Genomic DNA, 25,399 nt, shown 5'->3' with positions numbered 1-25,399 from the left:
CTCCGTGGTTGTTTTTTTATTTATGTAATTAAAAGAAAAGAATTGTAAAGATCTAGAGAAGACCCCTACAATTCTTTTACTTTTCTAATTTCCTAAAACAGCACCCGGGTAATAGAATCTTAAAATTTCTTCGTATGACTGCCCTGCAAGTGCACGATTATAAGCTCCGTGTTGACTCATCCCAATTCCGTGGCCGAATCCTTTTCCATTAATATAGATAGAATCTGAATCTTTAGTAATACTATCTAAGTAAGTACTTTTGAATTCCATACCACCAAACCAAGTTCTAAATCCTTTAATAGTGTTGTTGATCTGGACGGAATTCACTTTCACTTGCCCACTTTCATTTGTCGTACCATAAAGCATATAATCGATATTAATCGAACCATTTAAGCTTCTTTGTGAAGAGTTTCTCTCTTGTGTGAAGGAGAAATCAGAAATATTAACAATCTTTATCTGGTTATTCGGTAAATTTGTAGCACCACTGTCTCTAAGCCAATTTTTTAGATAGTTTGCTAAAGTAGTGTTCGTTTCATGATTCGACCACCACCAATAACCATAATTGACTAAGTCTTTTCCATCTAAATTAATTTGGCTCATTGGAACTTTTAAGGTCCATTTATAATTGTCAAAAGGGTCTTCTTGTGCGATCAAATATTCACGTGGAGTACCCAATGGCCATTCATCCGTATTTTTTACAGTATAGCCGCCGTTACTTGACGAAAATACAGCATCTACAAGTCTGCCATTATACCTTAAAACCTTGCCGGCTGTTTCATCAATTGCACGTGTTGAATTAGTAGTCCATGAATTGATCCATTTTCCTTCAGCGCTTGAATAATAACGGTAACCACCATAAACTTGAAAACTTTGATCATCTTTTACGGTAGAACCAATTTGATCATAAGCATAGGTTCTTGCAGCAATGGCTTGTACACGTAATGCATCCATTCCATCACGACCTACAAGTGGGTTGTAATTCCCCCATGAAGCTGGCATCTCTCTTGGAACTACATTTTTTAAGTAGTCCTCAAAAGGAATTTCTTTATTTATTGGACGAACATATCCTCCCTCTAAGGTGAATTCCATGTTCCCTAGATATGAAGTAGGACCGTTCCCATAAATGTTAATTAAGTTTGATGAAGAATAGTTTGTTGCTAAAGTAAAAGAACTAGTACCAAAGTCTTTGACTTTTTGAGATTCCTTGTATAAGGATAATCTACCATTTTCTGATCGAACACTATATCTCTTATTAGGTTCGATAACATGTTCATTTGGAAGACTAGCGATCACCTTATCTGAAACTGAAGCTGGTCCACCAAGGATATTTACTATCGATGTTTGTCTATTACGCATGGTGTTCATAACGGGTGCTGGTATTTCATTTGGTTTTGTAAGAAGCAAAGGTGCATTTTGTTTTGCAGCAAGAACGGAACCAGTTAAAGCATCTGCAAAAGTTAAACCATTAGATAGGAATAATGTTTCTGCATTCAAATTCAATTGATTAATAATATTGGCAGAAACTTCATACCGGTCTGCACCGCCAATTCTGCTTGGTGCGATTAATTCTGCCTCAACTGAAGAACTTACACTGCCTGTTCCACCTATTACAAGCGTTGAAGATTTCCCTTGTAACGCTGTTCTAGTGCTGTCAGGAAGTTTATTATTGTGAGTTAAGAGAATCGGAATTTGATTTTGTGCCGCATAGGGCGCAATTGCAAGTGCATCAGAAAATACTAATCCATTTGTAACGATAGCTGAATTAGAAGGTCCCATTTTATCAGCAACATACTTTGCGACCTCAAATCGGTCACTTCCCCCAATTCTTTCTACATTCGAAGTAATGCCTTTTAATTGGTTTTCGACATTTTGAGAAACACTACCAGTACCGCCTACAATAATAATATTTGTAGGATGAAGTGATTGAATTTTAGACTTAGTGATTTCTGGTAATGAAGCAGGATTTGTCAATAGAATTGGTGCATCATATTTTCTTGCCAATGGTGCTGCAGATAATGCATCAGCAAACGCCATATAGTTTACGACAAATACAGTACTAGCTGTTTGCCAACCGCCAGAAGCAACATTATTGGCTACCTCAAAGCGATCACGACCTGAGAAGCGAGTATTGTTATTTGCTAACTTATAAAATCCTTCTGTGTCAAACTCTACTGAGGTTCGATTCCCCAAGTAATTTACGAGTTTAACAGAAATAGTGGAAGCTTTCGCCTCCCCGAATGGAATGAGTAGTGATGATGTCAATACTAGACTAGAAACGACTTTTAATGACAGCTTGCTAAATTTCAACTGACGAAATCCCCCTTTAATTTACAAATCTATACATTACTTTAACTTTAACAAAGTTTTTTCTATGAGTAAATGGTAAAAAAGGTATTTTACTAGAGTAAAATAGAAAAATACCCACATAAAATGTAGAGTATTGACGAATAATATTATTTTTAACAGATACATTCGTCTGCTAGTTCTAGTTTTTAAATAAAAAAATGGGAAGTCGAGTAATATCTACTCAACTTCCCATATGATTAATATATTCATGTATTCATTGATTAATAGTGACTGTTAACATATGGATTGTTCCATAAAGTATCAAATTGGGCCTGCACGGAATGATAACCAGCTGCATAATGGCCTTTTACCGGATCCCAGCGGCGATATTCTCCAATAGCACTCCTTAAAAATTGGATGTCGCTTTGTTTTTCTATTACATTCATTATAGTTGGCATTGGTTTGGGAACCTTATAAAAACGGTCTGTATTAATAGAAATAAAGAATTTCGCCTGATATCTTTGGAGCAAACCCTCTGTTTGCCATTCCCTGGATTGTTTTCCCAAGTAACGCATGTGCGCTATGCTCATCGAACCAAGAAAAAGTACGAACATCTGCATTCGGGAATAATGCAAGATATTTTTGAATAATTGGGATAACTCTGGAACTATAGAATTGACCATTTGGAATATATTCAGTATGAATATTACTAATTGGTACCCCTAGTGCTTTTGATGCTCGGTAATACTCATCTGTTCTCGCGTCCGCAAATTCATCCGGAGTCAGCGAACCGGCTTTATAGCCCTCTAATTGGGGTTTATGATACTTCCCATGAATGTAACAATAATAATCACCATTTAAAGTTTTTCTTGCTCCTGAATCTTCTCCTCGGGTAAGCAGAATAAGATGTACTTGTCTTCCCCGGGACAGCTCATTTCTAATATCAACCCCATAAGATAGTATTTCATCATCTTGATGTGGCACAATATAAAGAATTGGTCGGCTGCTTGGTTTCATCGAGGTAAGTTTTTGAACAATTTGATCTTTTACAGAACCCACTCCTCCAAGAATGGTTACAGGAACATCCTTCTGAGAAATAACCCCTATTGTCGGTGCAGGTAAATGATCGGTTTTGGATAAAAGAATGACTGCATTCTCCTTAGGTGCTAGGACTGAGCCCGTAAGTGCATCAGCAAAAGTTACACCAGTCGCAATATAATGTTTACTTCGATTTTGACCATAGGTTTTCGCAATGTTGGCACCTACCTCATATCGGTCTTTTCCGCCGATTCTAGAAGCGCTTGGCAGCTGATTAAAGACACCGTTGCTGACACTGGCTTCCCCACCAACAACGATGGATTTTGTTATGGTTCCTGCGTCTAGTAGCTTTTGAATTCCTAATGGAAGTTCATTATTCATTGTCAGTATTATAGGATAAGCATTGGCAGCCGCATAGGGTGCTATAGAAAGTGCATCTGCAAACACCAAACCATTTGCAAAAACGGCTGTTCCGTTGAATCCTATTTGTTCTGCTATGTTCTTCGAGACCTCGAAACGGTCTTTTCCTGAAATCCTTGTATATTAGAAATTCCAAGACTAGCAATATTGGATACTACATTCTCTGAAACACTGCCTTCTCCACCTACAACGACTACATTTTTTACCCCAAGAGATCCAATCTGTCTCTTTGTTTCATCTGATAGTTGATCAGGATGTGTAAGTAAAATGGGAGCATTTAATTTATAGGCAAGCGGTGTTGCTGTTAAAGCGTCAGCGAAAGCTAAATAATTTGCTAGGATAACGGTGTCTGCTTGTCCCCATTTTTTTGAGATGTTTACAGCGACAGCAAAGCGATCTTTGCCATCAATTCGTTCTGGCAAGTCGGTAATTTGCGCTGCAGAAGACGGTACAGAAAACCCTAAAATTAGCAATAGTGAAATAAAAATAGAAATGATTGTTATCTTTCTCATTTTTCTCCAACCCCCTATTGCCATTATACCTCCAAACCCGTCTTTTTTCCTATAAAAAAGGAAGATTATGTCTTGTGAATCGGCATAATCTTCCTTTTTCTTATTTTATGATTTTTAAAAAGGTATTAAAAATAATTTTTATATCAGTCAGAAGTGATTTATTCTCCAAGTATTCTAAGTTCAACTTTAACTTATCGACCATGATTTCTTCAATGTACGTCTTTTCAGGATCATTGCTTAAAGCCAGAATCTCGTTTTCATCACGATATTTAATCGAGGAATAATCCGTTATACCCGGACGAAGTTCAAAAATTCTCTTCTGGACCTTGGTATAGTACTGTGTGTATTTAGGAACTTCAGGCCGCGGGCCAACAAGACTCATATCGCCTATAAAAACATTAATTAATTGTGGTAACTCATCAAGCTTTGACTTTCTTAGAAAATGCCCCACACGCGTGATTCGGCTGTCTCTTCCGACCGTAATCTGTGCTCCTTTTTTTTCCGCATCCGTAACCATTGTTCTGAACTTTAGGATCTTAAAGTTCCGCTCATATCTTCCCACTCGAACCTGTTTAAATAAAACAGGTCCAGGTGAGTCTAATTTAATCATGATACTAATGATGAGGAAAAACGGAGACAAAATGATTAAACCGATTGCTGACATAATGACATCAAACGCTCTTTTTCCAAAATCACTCTGTTTATAGTTTTGAGTTTTATATTGTGATACTGCTTTACTCATTATCATCACCTATTTTTTTGAGGTTTCTGCTAGCTCCAAAACCATATTGATTACATGATCTACTTGTTCATCAGTCATTTTAGGGTACAGTGGTAACGAGAGCGCTCCATTATAGGCAGCTAACGCATTAGGGTAATTTTCAATATTATACCCAAGTTTTTTATAATAAGGGTGCATTGGAACTGGAATAAAATGTACACTTGTTCCGATTCCTTTTTCCTTTAACTGCTCAATGAATTCCCCGCGATCGATGGTAAAATGACCATCCTTTAGACGAAGAACATATAAATGCCAAGCATGAACGTTTTCCTCGTTACTATAAGGAGCAGTGAATCCTTCAACTTTAGAAAATGCCTCATTGTATTTCTTAGCGATTTCCTCACGGCGTTTCTGCATACTTTCTAGTTTATCTAGCTGTACAAGACCTAATGCTGCCTGCATATCGGTCATATTGTATTTAAAACCAGGATACTCTACCTCATAAAACCAGGTTCCTTTATCACCATAACGATTCCAAGCGTTTTTGCTCATACCGTGCAAGCTCATTACACGCAGTTGATCGGCCCACTCTTCATTGTGGGTAGTTACCATTCCGCCTTCACCTGTAACAAGGTTTTTAGTCGCATAAAAACTAAAGCAGGTAAAATCCCCGATACTTCCAACCATTCTGCCTTTATATTTTGTATACACTGCATGTGCTGCATCTTCAATGACAATTAAATTATGTTTCTTGGCAATTTCCATAATCGGATCCATGTCACAAGGATATCCTGCAAAATGTACAGGGATGATGGCCTTTGTTTTGGAAGTAATTTTTTCTTCAATTTTCTTCGGGTCAATATTGAAGGTAACAGGATCAATGTCAACAAAAACAGGTGTTGCACCCGTGTGAATAATCGTATTAGCTGAAGCAACAAATGTATAAGGTGTTGTGATGACCTCATCACCTGCACCAATACCTGCTGCTAACTGGGATATATGAAGCCCAGCAGTACACGAGTTTAATCCTAGTGAATGATTTGCGTTTACGTATTGACTAAATTGTTTTTCAAACTCAACGGTTTTAGGGCCTTTACTAAGCCAGTTTGAATGTAATGTATCGACAACTTCCTTAATTTCATTATCTTCTATTAATGGTAAAGCATAAGGGATAAATTCCATTTCGTTTCACCTACTAGTTAGTTTTCATTCATAATATCAATAAACTTTTGAGAAAGAACACGATAGTCATGTGTTTCTATGACGAACCTTTGACCATTTGTTCCCATCTCATTTCTCCGGTCCTCTGGTAATTCAAGCATTTTCTTCGCAGCATGAGCAACTTCATCTGGATCCTCTGGCGGAATGGTTATTCCTGCTCCCGCTTCAGCCACAAGGTCATTTCCTGCTTCTATACCATGAATGATGGGTTTCCCAGCCATTAAATAATCTAACAGCTTGTTAGGACTTACTCCAAACCGGTATAATGGGCTCCTTCGCCAGCCTATATATAATGCGTCCATTTGTGACAAAAAGTCTGGAATCGCCTTTTTATTAATGACAGGCAAGAAATGAATGTTTTTCAGGTTTTTCTCTTTCACTTTGTTTATTAGATTATCTCTTTCTGGACCTTTTCCTACTAAAACGTACGCAATACGCTCATCATTTGTCCGTTCTGCGGCCTCAATTAAGTACTCAAGGGCATTTGCAATTCCGTGAGTTCCTGCATAGCCAATAAGAAATTTACCATTTTTCCTAAGATCATCAATTACGTCCTTATGATCATTTGGAATTTTCTCATCCGCTTGCTCCCATTGCTCTATATCAATACCATTTGGAAGATACCTAAATTTACTTGGCTCCATTCCATGTTCAATCATGTGCTGATCCGCTTTTGGTAAAAGAGAAACAACATTATCTGCATAACGATAAGCATCGTTTTCGCCTTTTTGCATGACCATAATAAATGGATGTTTAGCAGACATATTCCCTAGCTCCATTGGTGACAATGGCCAAAGGTCATGTACTTCAAATATGAGCTTTGCTTTTACTTTGTTGGCAATTCTTCTAGCTGGATAGATATCTAACGGATAGGTGGATGAAGCAATCACAACATCTGGCTTATATGTATCTGCAATCTTAGCAGAATGAAGCATCAATTCTTTCATAAAAACCGCCATATTAATGATCCGTTTAACGCCATTCCCTTCATAGGATGGTGTTTTGACCCATAGATACCGTATTCCATCATGATATTCTTCTTTCCAATTGTTCTCAACCTCTGGCTGAACGGTCCGAATATGAGAAAAGGAGGCACCAATCATGGTAACTTCATGACCGCCCTTTACCCATTCCTTCGCCAAATAGTAAGGTCTATATTCCATTCCATGGATATTGGAACCTACATAATGATTAATCAGTAATATTTTCATTGAACCACTCACCATTATTGGTTTTTTAAGAGCTGTGCTTCTGGAACAGTTCTTAATGCTTTTGCAGGTACACCTGCAACAATTGATTCCTTCTCAACATCTTTCGTTACCACACTGCCAGCTGCGACGGCTCCATCTTCATGAATGGTTTTACCAGGTAAGATAGTTGCATTAGCACCAATTCTTCCGCCGGTCTTAATGGTAACTCCTTTAAAATGCTCATATCTCTCTTTCGATCTTGCCATGTAATTATCATTTGTAGTAACCACACATGGCGCAATAAACACATAATCTTCGATTGTGGAATAAGCGGTGATGTAACAGTTTGTTTCAAGCTTGCAATACTTGCCGACCTTACAGTCATTTTCGACTGCAACGCCTCTTCCTACAATCGTTTTCTCGCCAATCGTAACCCTCTCACGAATGGTAGCTAAATCAGCTACAAACACATCATCTGCAATGTCAGCATTTGCATAAATAATGGATGAGGTACCAACTGTAACTCCACTTCCGATTACGGTTGGAGGCAGCTTCTTCACCTCAGGAAGGATTGAATTCTTTGCTCGTGCCGGCTGTTTTCCAATCACGGCATTATCTTGTATCATAACGTTATTTCCAATTTGAACTCCGTCATAAATAATGACATTATTTCCAATCGTAACATTTTCACCAAATTGAACATGTTCTCCAATAATGACATTTAAACCCTTATTGAATTTCTCCATAGATTCGCTTCCTTTTATGTAAATAGGTTAATGGTTAAAACGTAAGGGTTATAATCCCTTACGTTTCTTTCAAGTAGTTGATAAAACTTTTTTTTCGTTTGTTTTTTTTTCCTTAACTCTTTTTCGATTAGCAATTTCCAATAAGGTTTCACGTAACATTTCCTTATTATCTAAATGTTCTTCAATTTGTTTTATGATTTCTTCAGCATTTTCCAATGTAGCCTTACCAATATAAATTTTTGGAAATATCTTTTCCGGATGAATTTCTTCTTTATTTAATATTTCTTCATATAGCTTTTCTCCCGGACGCATACCTGAATATTCTATTTTAATTTCTTCCTCAGTATATCCTGACAACTTAATTAAATTTTTTGCTAAATCGACAATTTTCACTGGTTCACCCATATCAAGGACAAATATTTCTCCTCCACGAGCTAGTACCCCAGCTTGAATAACCAATCTAGAGGCTTCAGGAATAGTCATAAAATATCTCGTCATATCCGGATGAGTTACCGTTACAGGGCCGCCCTTTGCAATTTGCTTCTTGAAAAGAGGAACAACACTGCCTCGGCTTCCCAATACATTCCCAAATCGTACCGCTACAAAGCGAGTGTGGCTATGTCGTGCTAAATTTTGAATAATGATTTCCGCGACTCTCTTAGTAGAACCCATTACACTCGTTGGATTAACAGCCTTATCTGTTGATACCAATACAAAGGTATTTACACCAGCAGCATCTGAAGCATCGGCTACGTTCTTCGTTCCATATACATTATTCTTGACTGCCGCCTCAGGATTTCGTTCCATAAGCGGTACATGCTTGTGTGCAGCAGCATGATAAACAAGATATGGTTTATATTTAAATAGAATATCAAACATTTTTTCACGGTCTTGAACATCCGCAATTTCTGTTAAGAATTCAATTTCTTCGCCATATTTATTTTTCAGTTCCATTTCAATTGAATAAATACTGTTTTCACCATGACCTAACAAAATCATCGTCTTAGGCTTAAATTGACATAACTGCCTGCATAATTCAGATCCGATGGAGCCGCCAGCTCCAGTGATAAGGATGGTTTGGTTCTCAATTTTCTCAGCAATTCCTTTATTGTCCAACTCAACAGGTTCTCGACCTAAAAGGTCACCAATCGACACGTCTCGAATCTCACTAATAGCGACCTTCCCAGACGCTAAGTCGCCAATCATCGGAAGAATCTGTACATCTTGGCACACCTGTTTTGCTTCTGTTACAATTTCATGTAATTTTTGCTTCTGCAAAGATGGTATCGCAATAACGACATGATCCACATTAAATCGCTTAACTATTTTTGCTAAATCATTTATCTTACCCGCAACTGGTAAGCCACCTACATGAAGTCGTTGCACCTTTTCATTATCATCCAAAAAGGCTACTGGGGTTAAGTCAGTTGTTGGATGGTCTTTTAATTGTTGTAACAACATCCGTCCTGTTGAACCCGCTCCAATGATTAAAGTTCTCTTCGTTTTACTTGGGCGAATTCCTTTAGTTCGAATCTCGAATTTAACTGTTTTTAAAAATCTTGACCAAAAACGAACTCCGCCTAAAAAGAGTATGTTAAGCATAAAGGTAACAGAAAGACCCTGAAGATAGATGTTGTCAAAAGCAATTTTTTGAACAACCGCAGTAATCCCGATAGATGAGCTTACCACAAAGAATACCCCTACTAGTTCTTCCATACTTGCATAAGCCCACACTCTTCTATATAACCCAAAAATGTAAGAGAACACATGGTGAGTCAACAATAGAGTAATCGATGTAGTTACAATCATGTGCTTTAGAACCGGAAGAATTAATATATATCCGGAATACGGATTTATTAAAAAATAGGACATGTATAAAGATAATAAAACAACTGCTGAATCAATACAGACAAGAGTGAGCATTCTTGTTCGGTATTTCATAAAAAATACCCCCTAGAGAAACTAAAAAATAATCAAAAATATTTTATACATACTTTCTTCTTAAATACAGATGTTATTATAGCATAAATTGAATTTTTACAACTAGGATGTTGAAAGTGTAACAAAAATTATATATATCGGTTATATTATATTTTACCTTTGACTTCCTTTTTAATATGGGTAATATACCCAATAATATATGTAAAAAGGATTATTTCGATTTGACTTCGAAATAATCCTTTCGTTTTACTTATTGAAATAGTCTTTAATACTGTTAGCTAAGTTTTGAGCTCTCGTGTCTTGTACTGTTGGATTTGCCAGTAGTTTTACTTCGTTTGGATTGGAGATAAAACCTAACTCAATTAATATAGACGGCATATTGGTCCACCGAGTTACATAAAGATTGCTGTCTCTAATTCCTGTTGATGAGTATGCAGTAGTTGCCTTGATCCCAGGATAAGCAAGTGCAGTAACAAAAACATCTGTTAATGCCTTCGTTGTTACAACTGCAGGTGATGGAGTTGGATCATAGGCAATATTATTTCCTACGTAACTAAGTGCCATTTCAATTGAACCGTTTCTAACTATAAACTGTTTATTCTCTGTTTCTTCTCGAATGAAAGGATATTTAACACCATTGGATAGAACATAAACATCATTCACTTCAATCGCCGGTCGATAAGAACTGTAGTGAATGCTAAATCCATTTGGTGAGGTTGAAACATTTGAATCATGATGAATACTGACAAACAAATCTGCATTGGTTGTATTCGCAAAGCTTGCTCGTTCTGGTAAATCAATAAAGTTATCAGAATTCGGATTTCTAGTATAAATGATGTTTGCTCCCAGCTTCTGAAGCTTATCTGCAAACTTTAAAGAGAACTGGTTATTTAGGTTTTTTTCTACGTATCCGTTTTGAACGGCACCTGGATCAGTTCCTCCATGACCTGGATCAATAACAATGGTCTTTCCTTCTAAAGGCAGTGCAGGAACTTGTCCAGTTAGAATTTGGAATACACGATCAGGGACTGAAGCTGTTCCGCCAAGTATAACAAAATCCTGAATGTTCTTTGCTTGAACAAGTGATTGAATAGCAGTTGGTACTGTCGTTGGGTGCATTAACAGCATAGGAGCATTTTGTTTCGCCGCAAGAACAGATCCAGTTAGCGCATCAGCAAATGTCATGCCTGTAGCTAAAAATGCCTTATTTGCAGCCAAATTTAGTTGAGTAACGATATTTGCTGAAACCTCATATCGGTCTTTCCCGCCGATTCTATTTACATTCGGGACTTTGGAAGCAACATTAGCTGAAACACTTCCCTCACCACCAACGATGATGGTTTTAGTGATACCTTTTGTTTGAAAAGCCTCTGTTGTTTTGCTTGGTAAGGAATTGTCTTGAGATAGTAAGATTGGATATCCGTTCTGAGCTGCATAAGGTGCAATCGCTAAAGCATCAGGGAACTTTAATCCGTTAGCTAACACAGCAGTGTCCGTTTGACCTAACTTTTGTGCGATATTAAAGGAAACTTCATAACGATCGATTCCTCCAATTCTTTCAATTGTTTGAATTCCTTTTTGTTTTAATTGACTAACGATGTTCTCAGAAATACTTCCTGGTCCCCCAACTAAAAGTACCCTTGAAGCTTTTAATCTACTAATTTCATCCATCGTAGTTTGAGTGATTGAATTAGAATGGGTTAACAAGATTGGCGCATCTTCTTTAAACGCAAGTGGCGATGCAGCTAACGCATCGGCAAAGGCTAGATAGTTAGCAAGGATAACCGTTCCACTGCCATTAGGCCATCCTTCTTTCGAAACATTAACCGATACAGCAAAACGATCAGCACCATCCATCCGTTTCGAAGTTACCTCTGCATGTCCGACTAAAGATGGTAAAGACATAAATACTAATGTAAACACTAAGCTGAAAACAACAAAATACCGTTTCATTACTCTCTCCCTTTGTATAAAGTCTTAGATTGCAAGTTTCAGGTTTTGCAATTCACTTCCTATATTCTACAAAACTTGCAAACAATAAGTCTATAAAAACCCCCAATCTGTAACAAAACACCAATTAAGACCTATTTTATTCCTCTGTATAAGAATATATTTTATTAGAAATTGTTAATCTTACGCTTTTCGACAAAAATCATGGTAAACATATTCATTTTTTAAAAAAATTGTATAAAAAATAGGTAATTTCTGCTATGATTTTTTGGTGATTATTTTCATAATTGGAGGAATATAATGCCTGTTAAAATATTATTCGGGACATGATAAGATTGTATAGTTAATGGATAGAGAAAAATGAAACATTTATTGTCGAATCTTCGTCTTTACTTTTATTGGACATTTTATACTTATAATAAGTTTTCATTTAAGGAGGATTATCTAACATGGGTACCAGAGCAGATAAAAAAAAGAAAAAACGCAAATGGTTACGTGTCGTCATGTTAACCTTTGCGATATTAATAGTAGCAGTAGGTGCTTATGCATATACAGTTTATCAATCCCTTACCACAGCAGTGGATACAATGCACACTCCACTTGAGAGGGAAAAGTCTGAAAAAAGAATAGAAGATATATCTTTGGAAAATGCAGACCCATTTTCAGTTGCTTTATTGGGTGTTGATGAAAGGGAGGGTGATCGTGGACGTTCAGATACCATCATCATCATGACTGTGAATCCCAATTCAAATTCTGTAAAAATGTTAAGTATTCCACGTGATACTCGGACTGAAATTATTGGGAGAGGAACAACAGATAAAATAAATCATGCTTTTGCATTTGGTGGAGCAGAAATGTCAATTGACACAATTGAAAATTTCCTTGACATTCCCATTGATTACTACGTTCAAATTAATATGGATGGATTTAAGGAAATCGTCGATTCAGTAGGCGGCGTCACTGTAGAAAATGATTTAGACTTTACTTACGATGGTACACATTTTGCCAAAGGTACATTGAATCTTAATGGTGAAAAAGCACTAAAATATGCCCGAACTCGTTACGAAGACCCACGCGGAGACTTTGGGAGACAAATGCGTCAGCGACAAATCATACAAGCCGTAATAGATAAGGGAGCAAGCGTTAGTTCTTTAAAAAACTTTGGTGACATTTTCTCTGCACTAGGAAATAATATAAAAACCAATTTAACTTTTGATGAAATGATGTCCATACAAAGTAAGTATAAGGAAGCTAAGAATTCGATTGAACAAATTGAAGTAAAAGCTCAAGGAAAAATGATTAATGGAGTTTCCTTTCAATTAATCCCAAATGATGAGAAAAATAGAATTACTGAGATTTTAAAAACTCAATTAGAAATCAAATGAATTTTAATTTTTCATTACTAGAAGGTCGATATGGTCCTTCTTTCTTTTATTTAATATATGCACTAAATATATAATTTCCAGTAAAATAACAAATTGAGATGTAGAAATTTGTAGATATATGTACCCAGGCAATATATAATAAGAAGGTACATTAGGATAAAATAACATTGAAAAACTATAAGAAATAAATATATATATATATATATAAAGGGGGCACTTTTGATAATGTCTTATTTTTTTGCTTTTATGTTTGCTTTCCTAGTAGCAACCTTTTCAACTCCTCTGGTAAAAAAGGTTGCCATTATTATTGGAGCAACGGACAAGCCAGACCAACGTAAAGTGCATAGTAATATTATGCCTAGACTTGGCGGAATAGCGATTGTATTTGGAACAATTGCTGGTGGACTTATATTAAGTCCAAAATCTAGCAATCTTCCGTTCTTACTACTTGGAGCATTAATTATTGTTATTACTGGTGTACTAGACGATAAATATATTTTGCCAGCTAAAGTAAAACTTTGCGGACAGTTGATAGCCACCTTAATTGTTGTATTTTCAGGATTAAAGTTAGAAATAATCTCTCTTCCATTAATCGGTACTGTTGATTTGAATTTCTTTGGCTATCTTATCACAATAGTTTGGATCATTGGAATTACAAATGCCATCAATTTAATGGATGGATTAGATGGATTGGCTGCAGGTCTTTCAACTATAGCAATTTCTTCAATAATGATTATTTCTTTTCTAAATGGCAATATATTTCTTGCTTCTATCTGTCTTATCCTAGCTGCAAGTACTCTTGGGTTTCTTATCTTCAATTTTTATCCCGCAAAGATATTTATGGGAGATACTGGCTCTCTATTTCTAGGTTTTTGTATATCAGTATTATCGTTATTAAGTATTAATACTGAGGCAAATTTAACGAATCTAATTATTCCAATTATTGTTTTGGCAGTACCAATAATTGATACCCTATTTGCAATAATTAGAAGGTTAATCAATAAGCAAAAGATTACTGATCCTGATAAGAATCATTTACATCATTGTTTAATAAAAATTGGAAATAGTCATCGGACATCAGTCCTAATTATTTATACATTTGCATTAGCTTTTGGTGTAAGTGCAATTCTATTAACTGCAAATTCATTATATGGATTAGTTATCTTAGCTTCTACGCTTTTCATTGGATTATTACTGACTACAAAAATTATTGGTCTTTTAGAAGATGAAACAATCAAGGCGGTAATCTTTCACCCAATAAAAAGATTGCATAAAGAAAATAAATCTGCTTAAACTTTTTTTATATCAACAAGAAAAACCACCTTTTTAAAAGGTGGTTTTTCTTGTTGAATGAGGATTGGTACTACCTATTAACGAATAACTATGAAGATATATAAAAGAAAAATTACTTTTTAAATAGCTTTTTAAATGTGTCCATAAAAATACTGTGTCTTAATAGTAATCCCATCAAAATATAAATAATTAATCCTAAAACTGTAGGAATAGCAATAACCAAAATTCGATTTATGATGTTACTTTGTAAATTTGTAAAATAATGTATTTGATCTAAAAGAAGAAAAACCAAGTAACTAAAGAGCACCATTATCAATAGCTTTGGTGTTTCTCCAAATATCTCTTTAACATTTACTCCTAGAGTAAAACGTTTTAACGGTAATAGTAGTAGCAAAAAGATAATAATAAAAGAAACTGAATTAGCCAGGGCAATTCCACCAACATCCAATGGTTTTACAAAAATAAAGCTCATAATAATATTTGTAAAAACTCCAATGATACTTACAATAGATGCATATAAGGTTCTCTTATGAGCATAGTAAACACGGTATAATAAATAACATAGACTATTTGGTAATATTCCAATTGAATAATAAACTAATGCATTTTTTGTGATTAAAAAAGCTGAGTAATCGAAATTACCATAGCGAAACATTAAATTTACAATTTCGCCTGAGAAATTCAAAAATATTAAAGCAATCGGTAACATAACAATTAATAAAACATTGAGATTTTTAGTTATAATTTGCTGAAACATGTTTTTGTCATTTACAATGACAGCATTTGTAACCTTAGTATAAGTAACTATTGATAATGATGCTGCAAATGTAATGATAGGTAACAAACTTAGTTTTGACGCGAAATTTAGTGCTGTAACACTACCTTCTTCTAAAAAACTTGCTAAATAACGGTCAGTAAATAAATAGGATTGGCTAATTAAAGTTGAAATGGCAACAGGTATTGATAATTTTGCCATTTCTTTTATGGCAGGATGATTCCATTTAAATGTAATAGAAAATGGTCGTTCAATTTTCTTCCAAAAATAGAGCTGTGTACCTAATCCAGCAAAGAAGCCTGATACAGTTGCAATAGCAACCCCATAAATCTCATACAAAAAGCCCAACCCTATTATTCCTATTACAACAATGAAATTATTAACAACACCCGAAAATGCTGAGACACCAAAAACGGAGTGTGATTCTAAAACCCCATTTAAACCGTGCATTAGCGATCCAAAAAGAATAAGTGGTATTAAAATAAGCAAAAGCTTATATGCCATTACTTGACTTTCCGAGGATAGTCCTGTACCTAATAGATCAATTATATCTAAACTAAAGTAAACAAGGATTATTGATAAAGGTATAGCAATACAAATAATGATCGTAAAGAGCGATGAAATTATTTTTCTGGATTCATAATTATCTTCACGATATTTACTATATATTGGAACAATTATTGTCATTAGGACATTCCCCACTACCGCTAAAACAACGGTAGGAATAGTTAATGCTATATAGAAAGCATCCGTTGTATCTTCTGCCCCAAATATATATGCTATTAAGACTTCTCTTATAAACCCCAAGAAGTTACTAATAATCGCTAAAATAGTAATAAGTAATACAGAATTCCTAAAAATTTTCATTGGATTTCCACCCACATTTTTTCCACTACCTACAGTTTTTCTAAATACCATTTATAAGTTTCCAGCAATCCCTCTTTTAAAGGTATTTTTGCTTTCCACCCTAAAGAGTTAATTTTATTTACATCCACAAGTTTCCGTGGAGTACCATCTGGTTTAGATGTATCAAAGTCAATATTACCATTAAATCCAACTATTTCTTTAATAGTTTCTGCAAGTTCCTTTATTGAAATATCATTTCCAACACCAATATTGATAATCTCATTTGAATTATATGATTCCATAAGGAATAAACAAGCACTTGCTAAATCGTCTACATGTAAAAACTCTCTTTTGGGATTCCCAGTACCCCATACTGTAACTGAATCTGCATTTGCAACTTTTGCTTCATGGAACTTGCGGATTAATGCAGGTAGTACATGAGAAGTATGAAGGTCAAAGTTATCGTTTGGACCATATAAGTTAGTAGGCATGGCTGAAATAAAGTTTGTTGCATACTGCCTATTATAAGATTGACACATTTTTATACCTGCAATTTTAGCGATTGCGTATGGTTCATTTGTTGGTTCTAATTCACCAGTAAGAAGATATTCTTCTTTAATTGGCTGTGGAGCTAATTTAGGATAAATACATGTGCTTCCTAAAAATAATAATTTTTTCACACCATTTTTATAGGCTGCATCAATTACATTTGATTGAATAAGAAGATTATCTCTAATAAAATCGGCAGGATATTCATTATTGGCAACAATCCCGCCTACTTTTGCTGCTGCTAAAAAAACATACTCGACTTGCTCCTGCTTAAAGAAATCGGTCACGCTCTTATGATCTCTTAAATCTACTTCAGCACTTGTCCTATATACAAGATTAGTGTAGTCATCCTTCTTTAGCTTTCGCAATATCGCTGATCCAACTAAACCTCTATGTCCTGCCACAAAAATTTTCGAATCTTTTTGCATAACAACCACCGTCCTAAATATGGAATAAAACAAGAGGTGCTCTTTAATTAGATCACCTCCTAGTTATAAAATTAATAATAAATAGTTATCTTTATTTACCTAGATCTGCGTCAACCATCATTTTTACTAGTTGGTAAAAATCAACTTTTGGTTCCCACCCTAGTAGTTGTTTCGCTTTAGTAGGATCTCCAATTAATAGCTCAACCTCAGTTGGACGGAAATATTTAGGGTCAACTTCAACCAAAACTTTTCCTGTCTTTTTATCTATACCTTTTTCATCTACTCCTGTTCCTGCCCACTCTAATTCTATACCAGCATGCTTAAATGCTTCTTCTGTAAATTCACGTACTTGCCGAGTCTCTCCAGTCGCAATGACAAAATCCTCAGCTTTTTCCTGTTGTAGCATTAGCCACATGGCTTCTACATAATCCCCAGCAAAGCCCCAATCACGTTTTGCATCAAGATTTCCAAGATATAATTTTTCCTTTTTACCATTAACAATATCAGCAAGACCCCGAGTAATCTTTCTAGTTACAAAAGTTTCTCCTCTTCTCGGAGACTCATGGTTAAACAAAATGCCGTTACAGGCATACAGGTTATAGGCTTCTCTATAGTTAACAGTAATCCAATAAGCATATAGTTTAGCTGCTGCATAAGGACTTCTAGGATAAAATGGTGTTGTTTCCTTTTGTGGAATTTCTTGTACCTTACCATATAATTCACTAGTTGATGCTTGATAAAACTTGGACTTTAATCCTGTTTCCCTGATAGCATCCAGTATTCTTAATGTTCCAATCGCGTCTGCATTGGCAGTATACTCAGGTACTTCAAATGAAACTTGAACATGACTTTGTGCAGCAAGATTATAGATTTCATCTGGCCCGATGGTCTCCAAAAGTCTATTTAAATTACTAGAATCTGTCATGTCACCGTAGTGTAAATGTAAATCTTCTTGATCTTCCAAGTGAGATATACGAGAAGTATTAAAAGAACTAGTTCTTCTTACTATTCCGTGGACCTCATATCCCTTTTCCAATAGGAGTTCAGTTAGATAGGCTCCGTCCTGACCTGTTATACCTGTAATTAGTGCCTTTTTCATTTGCTATACACTTCCTTAAATAATTTAATATATTGATTTCCTATTTCTTCTAAAGAATAACTATTTATCATTTCCTCTGGTATTTTGCTCATATCAGGAGGAGTTAATAATACCTCTTGTATGGTGCTAGCCAACTCATTAAAATCAACTGGATTCTTGTAATATTTTGCTTTGAACTTAGTCACTTCGGGTAAAGAAGCACATTCCGTAGTTATCGTAGGCACTCTTCTATACATAGCTTCTACCGGCGGCATACCAAAACCTTCGAATAAAGATGGAGAAACGAAAGCGCCTGCGTTATTGTACAACTGAGAAAGCGTATTATCATCAACAAATCCAGGAACAATGGTTTCATCAAAGATATTTAATTCCTTTAATAATTTTTCCATATCTTCTGTTGACTTATCCTTAATTCCAACCAATACCAACTTTTGAGTAGAATTATATTTAGCCTTTAGCTGTCCGAATGCCCTTATCAGCGTCCCTAGATTTTTGTGTGGTACATGTGAAGCAACAGTTAATATATACTCCCCTTTTTTTAGACCAAATTTGGATATAAGATTTCCACTATTATCCTTCAGTTCGAACTTTTCAAAATCAATTGGATTATGAATAACAGATAACTTTTCTTTATCTACATCAGGAAAATGTTGAATCACATCATCCTTAGAAAAATGGGAAATACAAACCAATTTATCACTTTTATAAATACTTGCGGGATAAAAAATATTGAATATTAATTTTTTACTATAAGAAAAATATTCAGGATAATGTTTATATTGGACATCATGAATATTCGATATAGTTTTTATATTTTTTAGATGTGATAAACATCTCATATAGGTTGGGAAGAACATTACATCGATTTTTTTCTCCCTTATCAACTTAGGAAGGGACAAGTTAGTATAAATCATTCTTCTTACCCTGCTGCTATTGTCGAAGTCACAAACAACCTTTACAAAATTTGGTTTTTCAAAGTTAAATGTTTCCTCATTATTTTTCGAAGTGAAAATGATGTATTCATTTTCTTTATCCACTATTTGCAAAGCTTTTAAGAGATTTCTTAAATAACTTTCAGTTCCTCCAACTTTTCCAGGACGAACAAATAATGCGTCGATACCTATTCTCATTTTGATCGCCCCCTCTTCAAAGTATTGTATTTCATAACAATTTGAATCAAAATAAACAAAAATAGAGGTATTAATATGGAGAACTCTAACATATTCTTAATAATTGAAACTGAAAATGGATCTCTAAAAAAGGAAAAAACTAACCACCCTGTAACCATGACATAAATTACTCTAAAACTTAAAATATCCTCTCCAGTTTTCTTTAAGAAACTGAGGAAAAAAGATAGCAAAAAGAAAGTAATTAAACTCCCAATAACTCCAAAGTTCATAATAAAAGAAACATACGAATTTAATGCACCTAATGGAGAATAAATTGTAAATCCTTGATCAGCTGGAGTTACAAAATACTCGGCTTTACTTGGAAATAAAAATGATGGAACTACATTTAGTAATTCACTCAAAAAGATAATTGGGAAGTTAAAAAAATCTTGACTTTCGATCCCGATAAATGAAATTAACGAGAAACTTGTATATAGTGGCTCGGCAAAAACATTAAATATTATTGGTTCAATTCCGATCACATTTGACCCAAGCCTAACTACACCAATTAAACCCATGATAAAAATGCAAATTGTAAAAAAAATGCCCGCAATCTTTATCGAAATCTTCTTTATATAGATTGATCGAAAAACTAAAAACATAAAAATGCTAGTTATGAAATATAACCTGCCACCTAAAGATAAAATAAGCAAGGCAATTATAAAATATGTAATAAAATACCTATTTTTTATTAATTGCATGAAATTTTTATCACTATTATAGTAATGATTTTCCAGTGTATATATAATAGCCAATGCCAAATAAACTAAACTTAATGCAACAAAGGTTCCTTTTAAACTACTTATATTCTCTTCACTGGTATACCTTTGAAAGAAAGCATCCCAAAAGATATATATAAAGTATATAACTGGTATTAAGCCAAGGTAATAAAAAATATTCAAGGTAAACTTTGTTGATTCTAAATCAGGATTCAAAGTAAACTTTTTTGGTATAAATAACTTTAATTTTTCATCATATTTTTGAAATGTACGGTCTCCTAGGTAAAAAGCCAGTTGAATTAGAAGGGTTATGGTTAGATAAAAGTTGATTTCAGTATATTCAAGCTTATCGTAAAGGTTATGCCAATTTTCCATCAAATCCTGATTCATAAATAAATTCAATTCGCCAGTAAGTAATGGGAGAATCCAATAAAAAAATAATCCAATACTAAATAAAAGAAAGTGATTAATTTGTATTCCTGATCTATAAATGCTTTTCTTAGTACAAACAGTAAATAAACAGGCGATATTCAAAAAAAGCAACAATAGAAACAAAAAATATATCAATTTTAATAACTCCTTGTATAAATTAATCTAATTCAATATTCAAATTAACACGTTATAGAATTGCTTAGTTACATTCTTTCTTTCAAAATGAGTTTCAAATAGTAATTCAACATTTCTTTCATATTCCTTTAAAATATTTTTGTTTTTATATACCTTTTCTAAAAAGTCAACTAATACTTCTAATTGCTCAAAATCACTAATACAAATTCCAAGGTTATTCTCAATAATTAGTGACCCAATCTCACTCTGTTTACTCATTAATCCTAAAAGAGGCTTGCCAGCTGCCATATATGAATAGGTCTTACTAGGTACTGCTGTACCTTCGGCCCCTTTCTCTAAACTAGTAACTAAAAGATCGCCAGTAGCTAAAACTTCTTGATATAGTTCATCTGACTGATAAGAATAAAATTTAACATTATCTAAATTCATTTCGTTTACTTTTAATTGAAGGATTTTCTTTTTATATCCTTCACCAACGAAGACAAAAACAATATCTTTGTAAATCTTTAAAGAATTGGCAGCTTCAATTAAGATTTCTAATTGGTGAAATTTCCCCATATTACCCGTATAAAGGATGACAAATTTATCATCAAAATTTTCACTTCTTGAAAAAGTATTTAATTTGTTCGATGGCTTAATTTTACTTTTATCAGCCCAATTAGTGATGATAGATATTTTTCTTTCTGGAACCCCCTTTTTCAATACCCTATCTTTCATATCTCTTCCTAAAACAATGACTTTCTCAACCCTTTTAAAAATAAGTTTATTAATTAGATCAAATATTTTTACAAATAAACTTTGCTGCTTCACCACACCCATAGCAACCGCTATATCAGGATAAAGGTCATGGATGAGATAACTGTATTTCTGTCCTCGAAATAAATTTAGGAAATATCCAACTACTGGTACAGTCGGAGGATTTGAAACAAATAGGATATGATCACTCTTCTTTTTCAAAATTAACTTTACAAAGACACTAAATGAAAAGATAAAATAATTGATAATTCTTCCAATTGAGGAATTTTTATTGAATTTTGAAGTCCAAACTCGAAAGACTTTAATACCTTTATAATCTTCAAATTTTGAAAGTGTTTTTTGTTCTTCATTATATACATTTCTTGAAGTTACAACTTCAACATCCATACCGTATGTATCAAGGTCTTCTGCTAACTCAGTTAGAACCTTACTTGAACCAGTTTTATTTGGGTAAAAGAATTCGGAAACAATGACAATTCTTTTTTGTGATAGTGGATTCCTAGCTTCCAATACTTCCATCCTTCCTACATAGAAATTCCATATTAATCAATATCTTAATAATTTGCTAAAAAACGACATTTTATTACAAAAAGGATTGTAGCATAATTTAACAATAATAAACAGGAGAATAATTCAATGAAAAGGATTTCACTTTTAAAAGTAATGCATTTTACGAATCTTTTTTAATATGCATTATTTAAAATCATATAGTTAAAATAAACGATATGGTTGTGATAACAATTATTACAAGTTTTTTGAACACAACAGGAACGAAAAAAATTATACCTATTAGGGAGGTTCGTTATCCGAAAGACCAAAGCATAAGGAATTCGGAATAAAGAAAATTAATGTTAAGAAATGTATTTGTTATATTCCTAAAAATCAGTAATAATTTTTCCATTTACGCTTCATCTCAAAAAATAGTTTTCATAAGAGAAGGAGCTATATCAATAGCTCCTTCTCTTTACACACTCTATGTTCGTTAGTTTCATGGGAGATTTTTAATTTCTTATTTACTTAATTTAAATAGATACCATAGCAATGGCTTCAATTTCGATATTTCTTTTTATCTCTTCCCAAGTAAAATATAAACGCACAAAATCACTGTCACTAATACCAACACCTGTCTGAACTTCAATAAATTCTAATTCAGAAAGTGCTTTAACACCATGTTTTTTTCCTGCAGGTAGATGGATTATATCACCAGCACGCACTTGTATAATTTCATCATCTAAAGCAACCTCTGCTGTTCCCTTTACAATGGTCCACACTTCATCACGTAAATTATGATAATGGTAACTAGAATTCTTGCCTTTATGAATACAAATTCTTTTTGTAACCATTTCTTGGTCATTATCATATTTAGCATAGTCTAATACTCTAGACCAACCCCAAATACGTTCCTCGTACATTGGCGGCTGATCAAAACCAGAAATTAGATCCTTTATATTAGGGCTTGTCGCCTTATCAGCCACAAGAATACCGTCTGGACTTGCTGCTACAATAATATCCTTAACTCCCATTATAGTAATGGGAATATCCAGCTCATTTACTAAATGAGTATTGATGGCATCGTTACTAACAATACCTTTTCCAATTTGTGTAGTTGTCATTTCTTCGGTAAGAGTATTCCACGTACCCAAATCTTTCCAATACCCTTCATATGGAAGAGCAACGATATGTTGTGCCTTTTCCACTACTTCATAATCAAAGCTATTTTTGGGCAAAGTAGAGTATTGACGATTTAGTTCCTCGAAATGAAGTGGTAGTCCCTTTTCAATTAATAACTCAATTAAATATTTTAATTTGAATCCAAAAACACCGCAATTCCATAGTGCCTTCATATTGATAAGTTCTTGCGCCTTTTCTTCACTTGGCTTTTCAGAAAAATGACTAACCTTAAAATAGTCATCTCTTTTTACGTCTGTTGCTGGGACAATATAGCCATATTTTGTCGATGGGTAAGTTGGACTAACACCTACAAGAGCTAGATCTGCATTTGTTTCAATAATTACCTTTTCTAATTCTTTCACTTTTTCAAAAAAGCTGTCTTCAACAAACGGATCTACAGGGAGAACCACAACAACTTCATCTTCAGATACATTTTCCATCGTAAATAAATAAGAAGCTGCTAAGGCAATGGCAGGAAACGTATCTCGACGCTCAGGTTCAATAATTAGCGGAACATCCATACCGACTTGAGTCTGAATCATGTCTCTCTGCATTTTAGAAGTTGCTATTACAGAAGATTCTGCTAAACCAACCGATTTCAACTGCCCCCAGACACGTTGAACCATTGATTGGCTCTCACCATTAGAATCCTCTAGTACCTTAAGGAATTGTTTAGAACGTGTATCGTTAGATAAAGGCCAAAGTCTTTTTCCTGAACCGCCAGATAAAAGTACAAGTTTCATATATTTGACTACTCCTATGTTTTATTTTGTTTTTTATTATATTTATATAGTAAAAATGTCATGTTTTTAGTTTAGGAATTTATTAATCAAGTAACTTTTATATCATATCACAATAAAAAAAAAAAGAGAACCATTTGTAAATAAAAGTAATTATATGGATCATTTTGTCTGATCTTCCAAGAGTGTCTCTTTCTAAGTAAACAGATTTTATTACAATTTGTAATCTTTGCTGCTAAATTTAAATCGTTTAAATAAAGAATGCTCTCCCATTTTATTTAATAATCAAAAATAAAGGGAAAGCAAATTAGTTATTTATTAGTATAATTATCATACACATTTAGATTCTTATTTTGCCATCTCATTAATCCTAATACCCGAAGGCACATTAAATTTTACAAAAAAGGCTCTTTTAAATCAAATGGTTTTAATTGGTATTAAGGGGAATTTTCGTGAAAAACAAACTTGAAATTTCATATAGTTTTAAGTTTGTTTGACATAAACTTTATTAAATCTTCCCTTAATTCTTCCTTTTGAAGGGCAAATTCAATGATAGTTTCAATAAAACCTTGCTTTTCTCCTACATCATATCTTTCACCTTCAAATTCATAGGCAAAAACACGTTGAATATTATTTAAATTTTGAATGGCATCTGTCAGCTGTATTTCTCCCCCGGCCCCAATTTCCTGTCTTTCTAAGAACATAAAAATTTCAGGGGTAAAAATATACCTTCCAATAATGGCTAAATTCGATGGAGCTGTTCCTAAATTCGGCTTTTCTACAAAATTCTTAACTTGAAAGGAACGCTCTTCCTGATGAATAGGATCAATAATTCCGTAACGGTTTGTCTTATTTTCCGGTACCCTTTTAACTCCGATTACGGAAGAGTACGTCCTGTTGTATTCATTAATTAGTTGTTTTAAGCAAGGGGTTTCTGCTTGAACAATATCATCGCCCAATAATACAGCAAAAGGTTCATTTCCAATAAAATTCCGAGCACACCATACAGCATGTCCAAGCCCTTTTGGTTCCTTTTGTCTAATATAGTGTATATCAACCATTCTCGAAGGTTCTTGTACTTTTTCCAAAAGGTCTAACTTACCTTTGTTTAGTAACGTTTGTTCAAGTTCAAAGGCATAATCAAAATGATCCTCAATAGCCCTTTTCCCCTTGCCTGTTACAATAATAATATCTTCTATTCCAGATTCGATTGCTTCCTCTACTATATATTGAATGGTAGGTTTATCTACAATTGGTAACATCTCTTTAGGCATGGCTTTGGTGGCAGGTAAAAATCGTGTTCCTAGTCCAGCTGCTGGAATAATCGCCTTTCTAACCTTTTTTGCGTTTACCAATTTTTTTCTCTCCTTTTGTATA

General features: G+C 34.2%; 20 protein-coding genes. 2 read left to right on the top strand and 18 right to left on the bottom strand.

The features are described from left to right. Window positions 1-84: 84 nt before the first annotated feature. The 10 genes from ACY3XC_RS12905 to ACY3XC_RS12860 form a co-directional block, all read right to left on the bottom strand. Entirely contained in the window at window positions 85-2,307 is a 2,223-nt protein-coding gene (locus ACY3XC_RS12905; protein WP_464868919.1) for a cell wall-binding repeat-containing protein, read from the bottom strand. 260 nt (window positions 2,308-2,567) lie between these two features. Further along, on the bottom strand, window positions 2,568-2,744 hold the full coding sequence (locus ACY3XC_RS12900) for a hypothetical protein (RefSeq protein WP_464868918.1): 177 nt from the start codon (window positions 2,742-2,744) through the stop codon (window positions 2,568-2,570). Window positions 2,745-2,775: 31 nt separating this feature from the next. Next, window positions 2,776-3,810: a cell wall-binding repeat-containing protein gene (locus ACY3XC_RS12895; protein ID WP_464869249.1), complete on the bottom strand. Its 1,035-nt coding sequence runs from the start codon at window positions 3,808-3,810 to the stop codon at window positions 2,776-2,778. An 8-nt stretch (window positions 3,811-3,818) separates the two neighbouring features. Next, window positions 3,819-4,256 (bottom strand): cell wall-binding repeat-containing protein, encoded by a 438-nt coding sequence (locus ACY3XC_RS12890; RefSeq protein ID WP_464868917.1) that lies wholly within the window; start codon window positions 4,254-4,256, stop codon window positions 3,819-3,821. 100 nt (window positions 4,257-4,356) lie between these two features. Continuing rightward, complete coding sequence (locus tag ACY3XC_RS12885) at window positions 4,357-4,998, bottom strand: sugar transferase (protein WP_179156597.1); 642 nt, start codon at window positions 4,996-4,998, stop codon at window positions 4,357-4,359. 9 nt (window positions 4,999-5,007) lie between these two features. Then, window positions 5,008-6,159 (bottom strand): DegT/DnrJ/EryC1/StrS family aminotransferase, encoded by a 1,152-nt coding sequence (locus tag ACY3XC_RS12880; RefSeq protein WP_464868916.1) that lies wholly within the window; start codon window positions 6,157-6,159, stop codon window positions 5,008-5,010. A gap of 17 nt (window positions 6,160-6,176) precedes the next feature. Beyond that, window positions 6,177-7,409 carry a glycosyltransferase family 4 protein gene (locus tag ACY3XC_RS12875; protein ID WP_464868915.1) on the bottom strand — a complete coding sequence of 411 codons (1,233 nt, stop codon included), beginning with the start codon at window positions 7,407-7,409 and terminating at the stop codon, window positions 6,177-6,179. 14 nt (window positions 7,410-7,423) lie between these two features. Further along, on the bottom strand, window positions 7,424-8,134 hold the full coding sequence (locus ACY3XC_RS12870; RefSeq protein WP_464868914.1) for a DapH/DapD/GlmU-related protein: 711 nt from the start codon (window positions 8,132-8,134) through the stop codon (window positions 7,424-7,426). A gap of 69 nt (window positions 8,135-8,203) precedes the next feature. Beyond that, window positions 8,204-10,075: a polysaccharide biosynthesis protein gene (locus ACY3XC_RS12865; RefSeq protein WP_464868913.1), complete on the bottom strand. Its 1,872-nt coding sequence runs from the start codon at window positions 10,073-10,075 to the stop codon at window positions 8,204-8,206. 246 nt (window positions 10,076-10,321) lie between these two features. Further along, window positions 10,322-12,028 (bottom strand): cell wall-binding repeat-containing protein, encoded by a 1,707-nt coding sequence (locus ACY3XC_RS12860; RefSeq protein ID WP_464868912.1) that lies wholly within the window; start codon window positions 12,026-12,028, stop codon window positions 10,322-10,324. Between the two features lie 446 nt (window positions 12,029-12,474). On the opposite strand from ACY3XC_RS12860, the gene tagU reads away from it, so the two are divergent. Together tagU and ACY3XC_RS12850 are read left to right on the top strand one after the other, a co-directional pair. Next, complete coding sequence (tagU, locus tag ACY3XC_RS12855) at window positions 12,475-13,410, top strand: polyisoprenyl-teichoic acid--peptidoglycan teichoic acid transferase TagU (protein WP_464868911.1); 936 nt, start codon at window positions 12,475-12,477, stop codon at window positions 13,408-13,410. 225 nt (window positions 13,411-13,635) lie between these two features. Then, window positions 13,636-14,703, top strand: a complete 1,068-nt coding sequence (locus tag ACY3XC_RS12850) for a glycosyltransferase family 4 protein (RefSeq protein WP_464868910.1) — start codon at window positions 13,636-13,638, stop codon at window positions 14,701-14,703. Between the two features lie 112 nt (window positions 14,704-14,815). Here ACY3XC_RS12850 and murJ read toward each other — a convergent pair whose 3' ends face one another. The 8 genes from murJ to galU all read right to left on the bottom strand — a co-directional run bounded on the left by murJ (window position 14,816) and on the right by galU (window position 25,377). After that, window positions 14,816-16,396 (bottom strand): murein biosynthesis integral membrane protein MurJ, encoded by a 1,581-nt coding sequence (gene murJ, locus ACY3XC_RS12845; protein WP_464868909.1) that lies wholly within the window; start codon window positions 16,394-16,396, stop codon window positions 14,816-14,818. Then, complete coding sequence (gene fcl, locus ACY3XC_RS12840) at window positions 16,375-17,301, bottom strand: GDP-L-fucose synthase (protein ID WP_464868908.1); 927 nt, start codon at window positions 17,299-17,301, stop codon at window positions 16,375-16,377. The genes murJ and fcl overlap by 22 nt, the downstream gene beginning before the upstream one ends. 91 nt (window positions 17,302-17,392) lie before the next feature. Next, window positions 17,393-18,400 carry a GDP-mannose 4,6-dehydratase gene (gmd, locus tag ACY3XC_RS12835; RefSeq protein WP_464868907.1) on the bottom strand — a complete coding sequence of 336 codons (1,008 nt, stop codon included), beginning with the start codon at window positions 18,398-18,400 and terminating at the stop codon, window positions 17,393-17,395. Then, window positions 18,397-19,530, bottom strand: a complete 1,134-nt coding sequence (locus ACY3XC_RS12830; protein ID WP_464868906.1) for a glycosyltransferase family 4 protein — start codon at window positions 19,528-19,530, stop codon at window positions 18,397-18,399. Before ACY3XC_RS12830 ends, gmd begins: the two co-directional genes overlap by 4 nt. Next, window positions 19,527-20,855 (bottom strand): hypothetical protein, encoded by a 1,329-nt coding sequence (locus ACY3XC_RS12825; RefSeq protein ID WP_464868905.1) that lies wholly within the window; start codon window positions 20,853-20,855, stop codon window positions 19,527-19,529. Before ACY3XC_RS12825 ends, ACY3XC_RS12830 begins: the two co-directional genes overlap by 4 nt. A 39-nt stretch (window positions 20,856-20,894) precedes the next feature. Next, complete coding sequence (locus tag ACY3XC_RS12820) at window positions 20,895-22,121, bottom strand: glycosyltransferase family 4 protein (protein WP_464868904.1); 1,227 nt, start codon at window positions 22,119-22,121, stop codon at window positions 20,895-20,897. A 512-nt stretch (window positions 22,122-22,633) separates the two neighbouring features. Next, window positions 22,634-24,025, bottom strand: a complete 1,392-nt coding sequence (locus ACY3XC_RS12815) for a sugar phosphate nucleotidyltransferase (protein WP_464868903.1) — start codon at window positions 24,023-24,025, stop codon at window positions 22,634-22,636. Between the two features lie 470 nt (window positions 24,026-24,495). Further along, a complete protein-coding gene (galU, locus tag ACY3XC_RS12810; RefSeq protein ID WP_464868902.1) occupies window positions 24,496-25,377 on the bottom strand; it encodes a UTP--glucose-1-phosphate uridylyltransferase GalU in 882 nt (293 codons plus the stop codon). Between the last annotated feature and the right edge of the window lie 22 nt (window positions 25,378-25,399).

Source organism: Bacillus sp. CZDM1, assembly GCF_055502545.1.
Note: the sequence above shows the minus strand (reverse complement) of the source record. Positions and strands in the feature narration are given on the sequence as shown.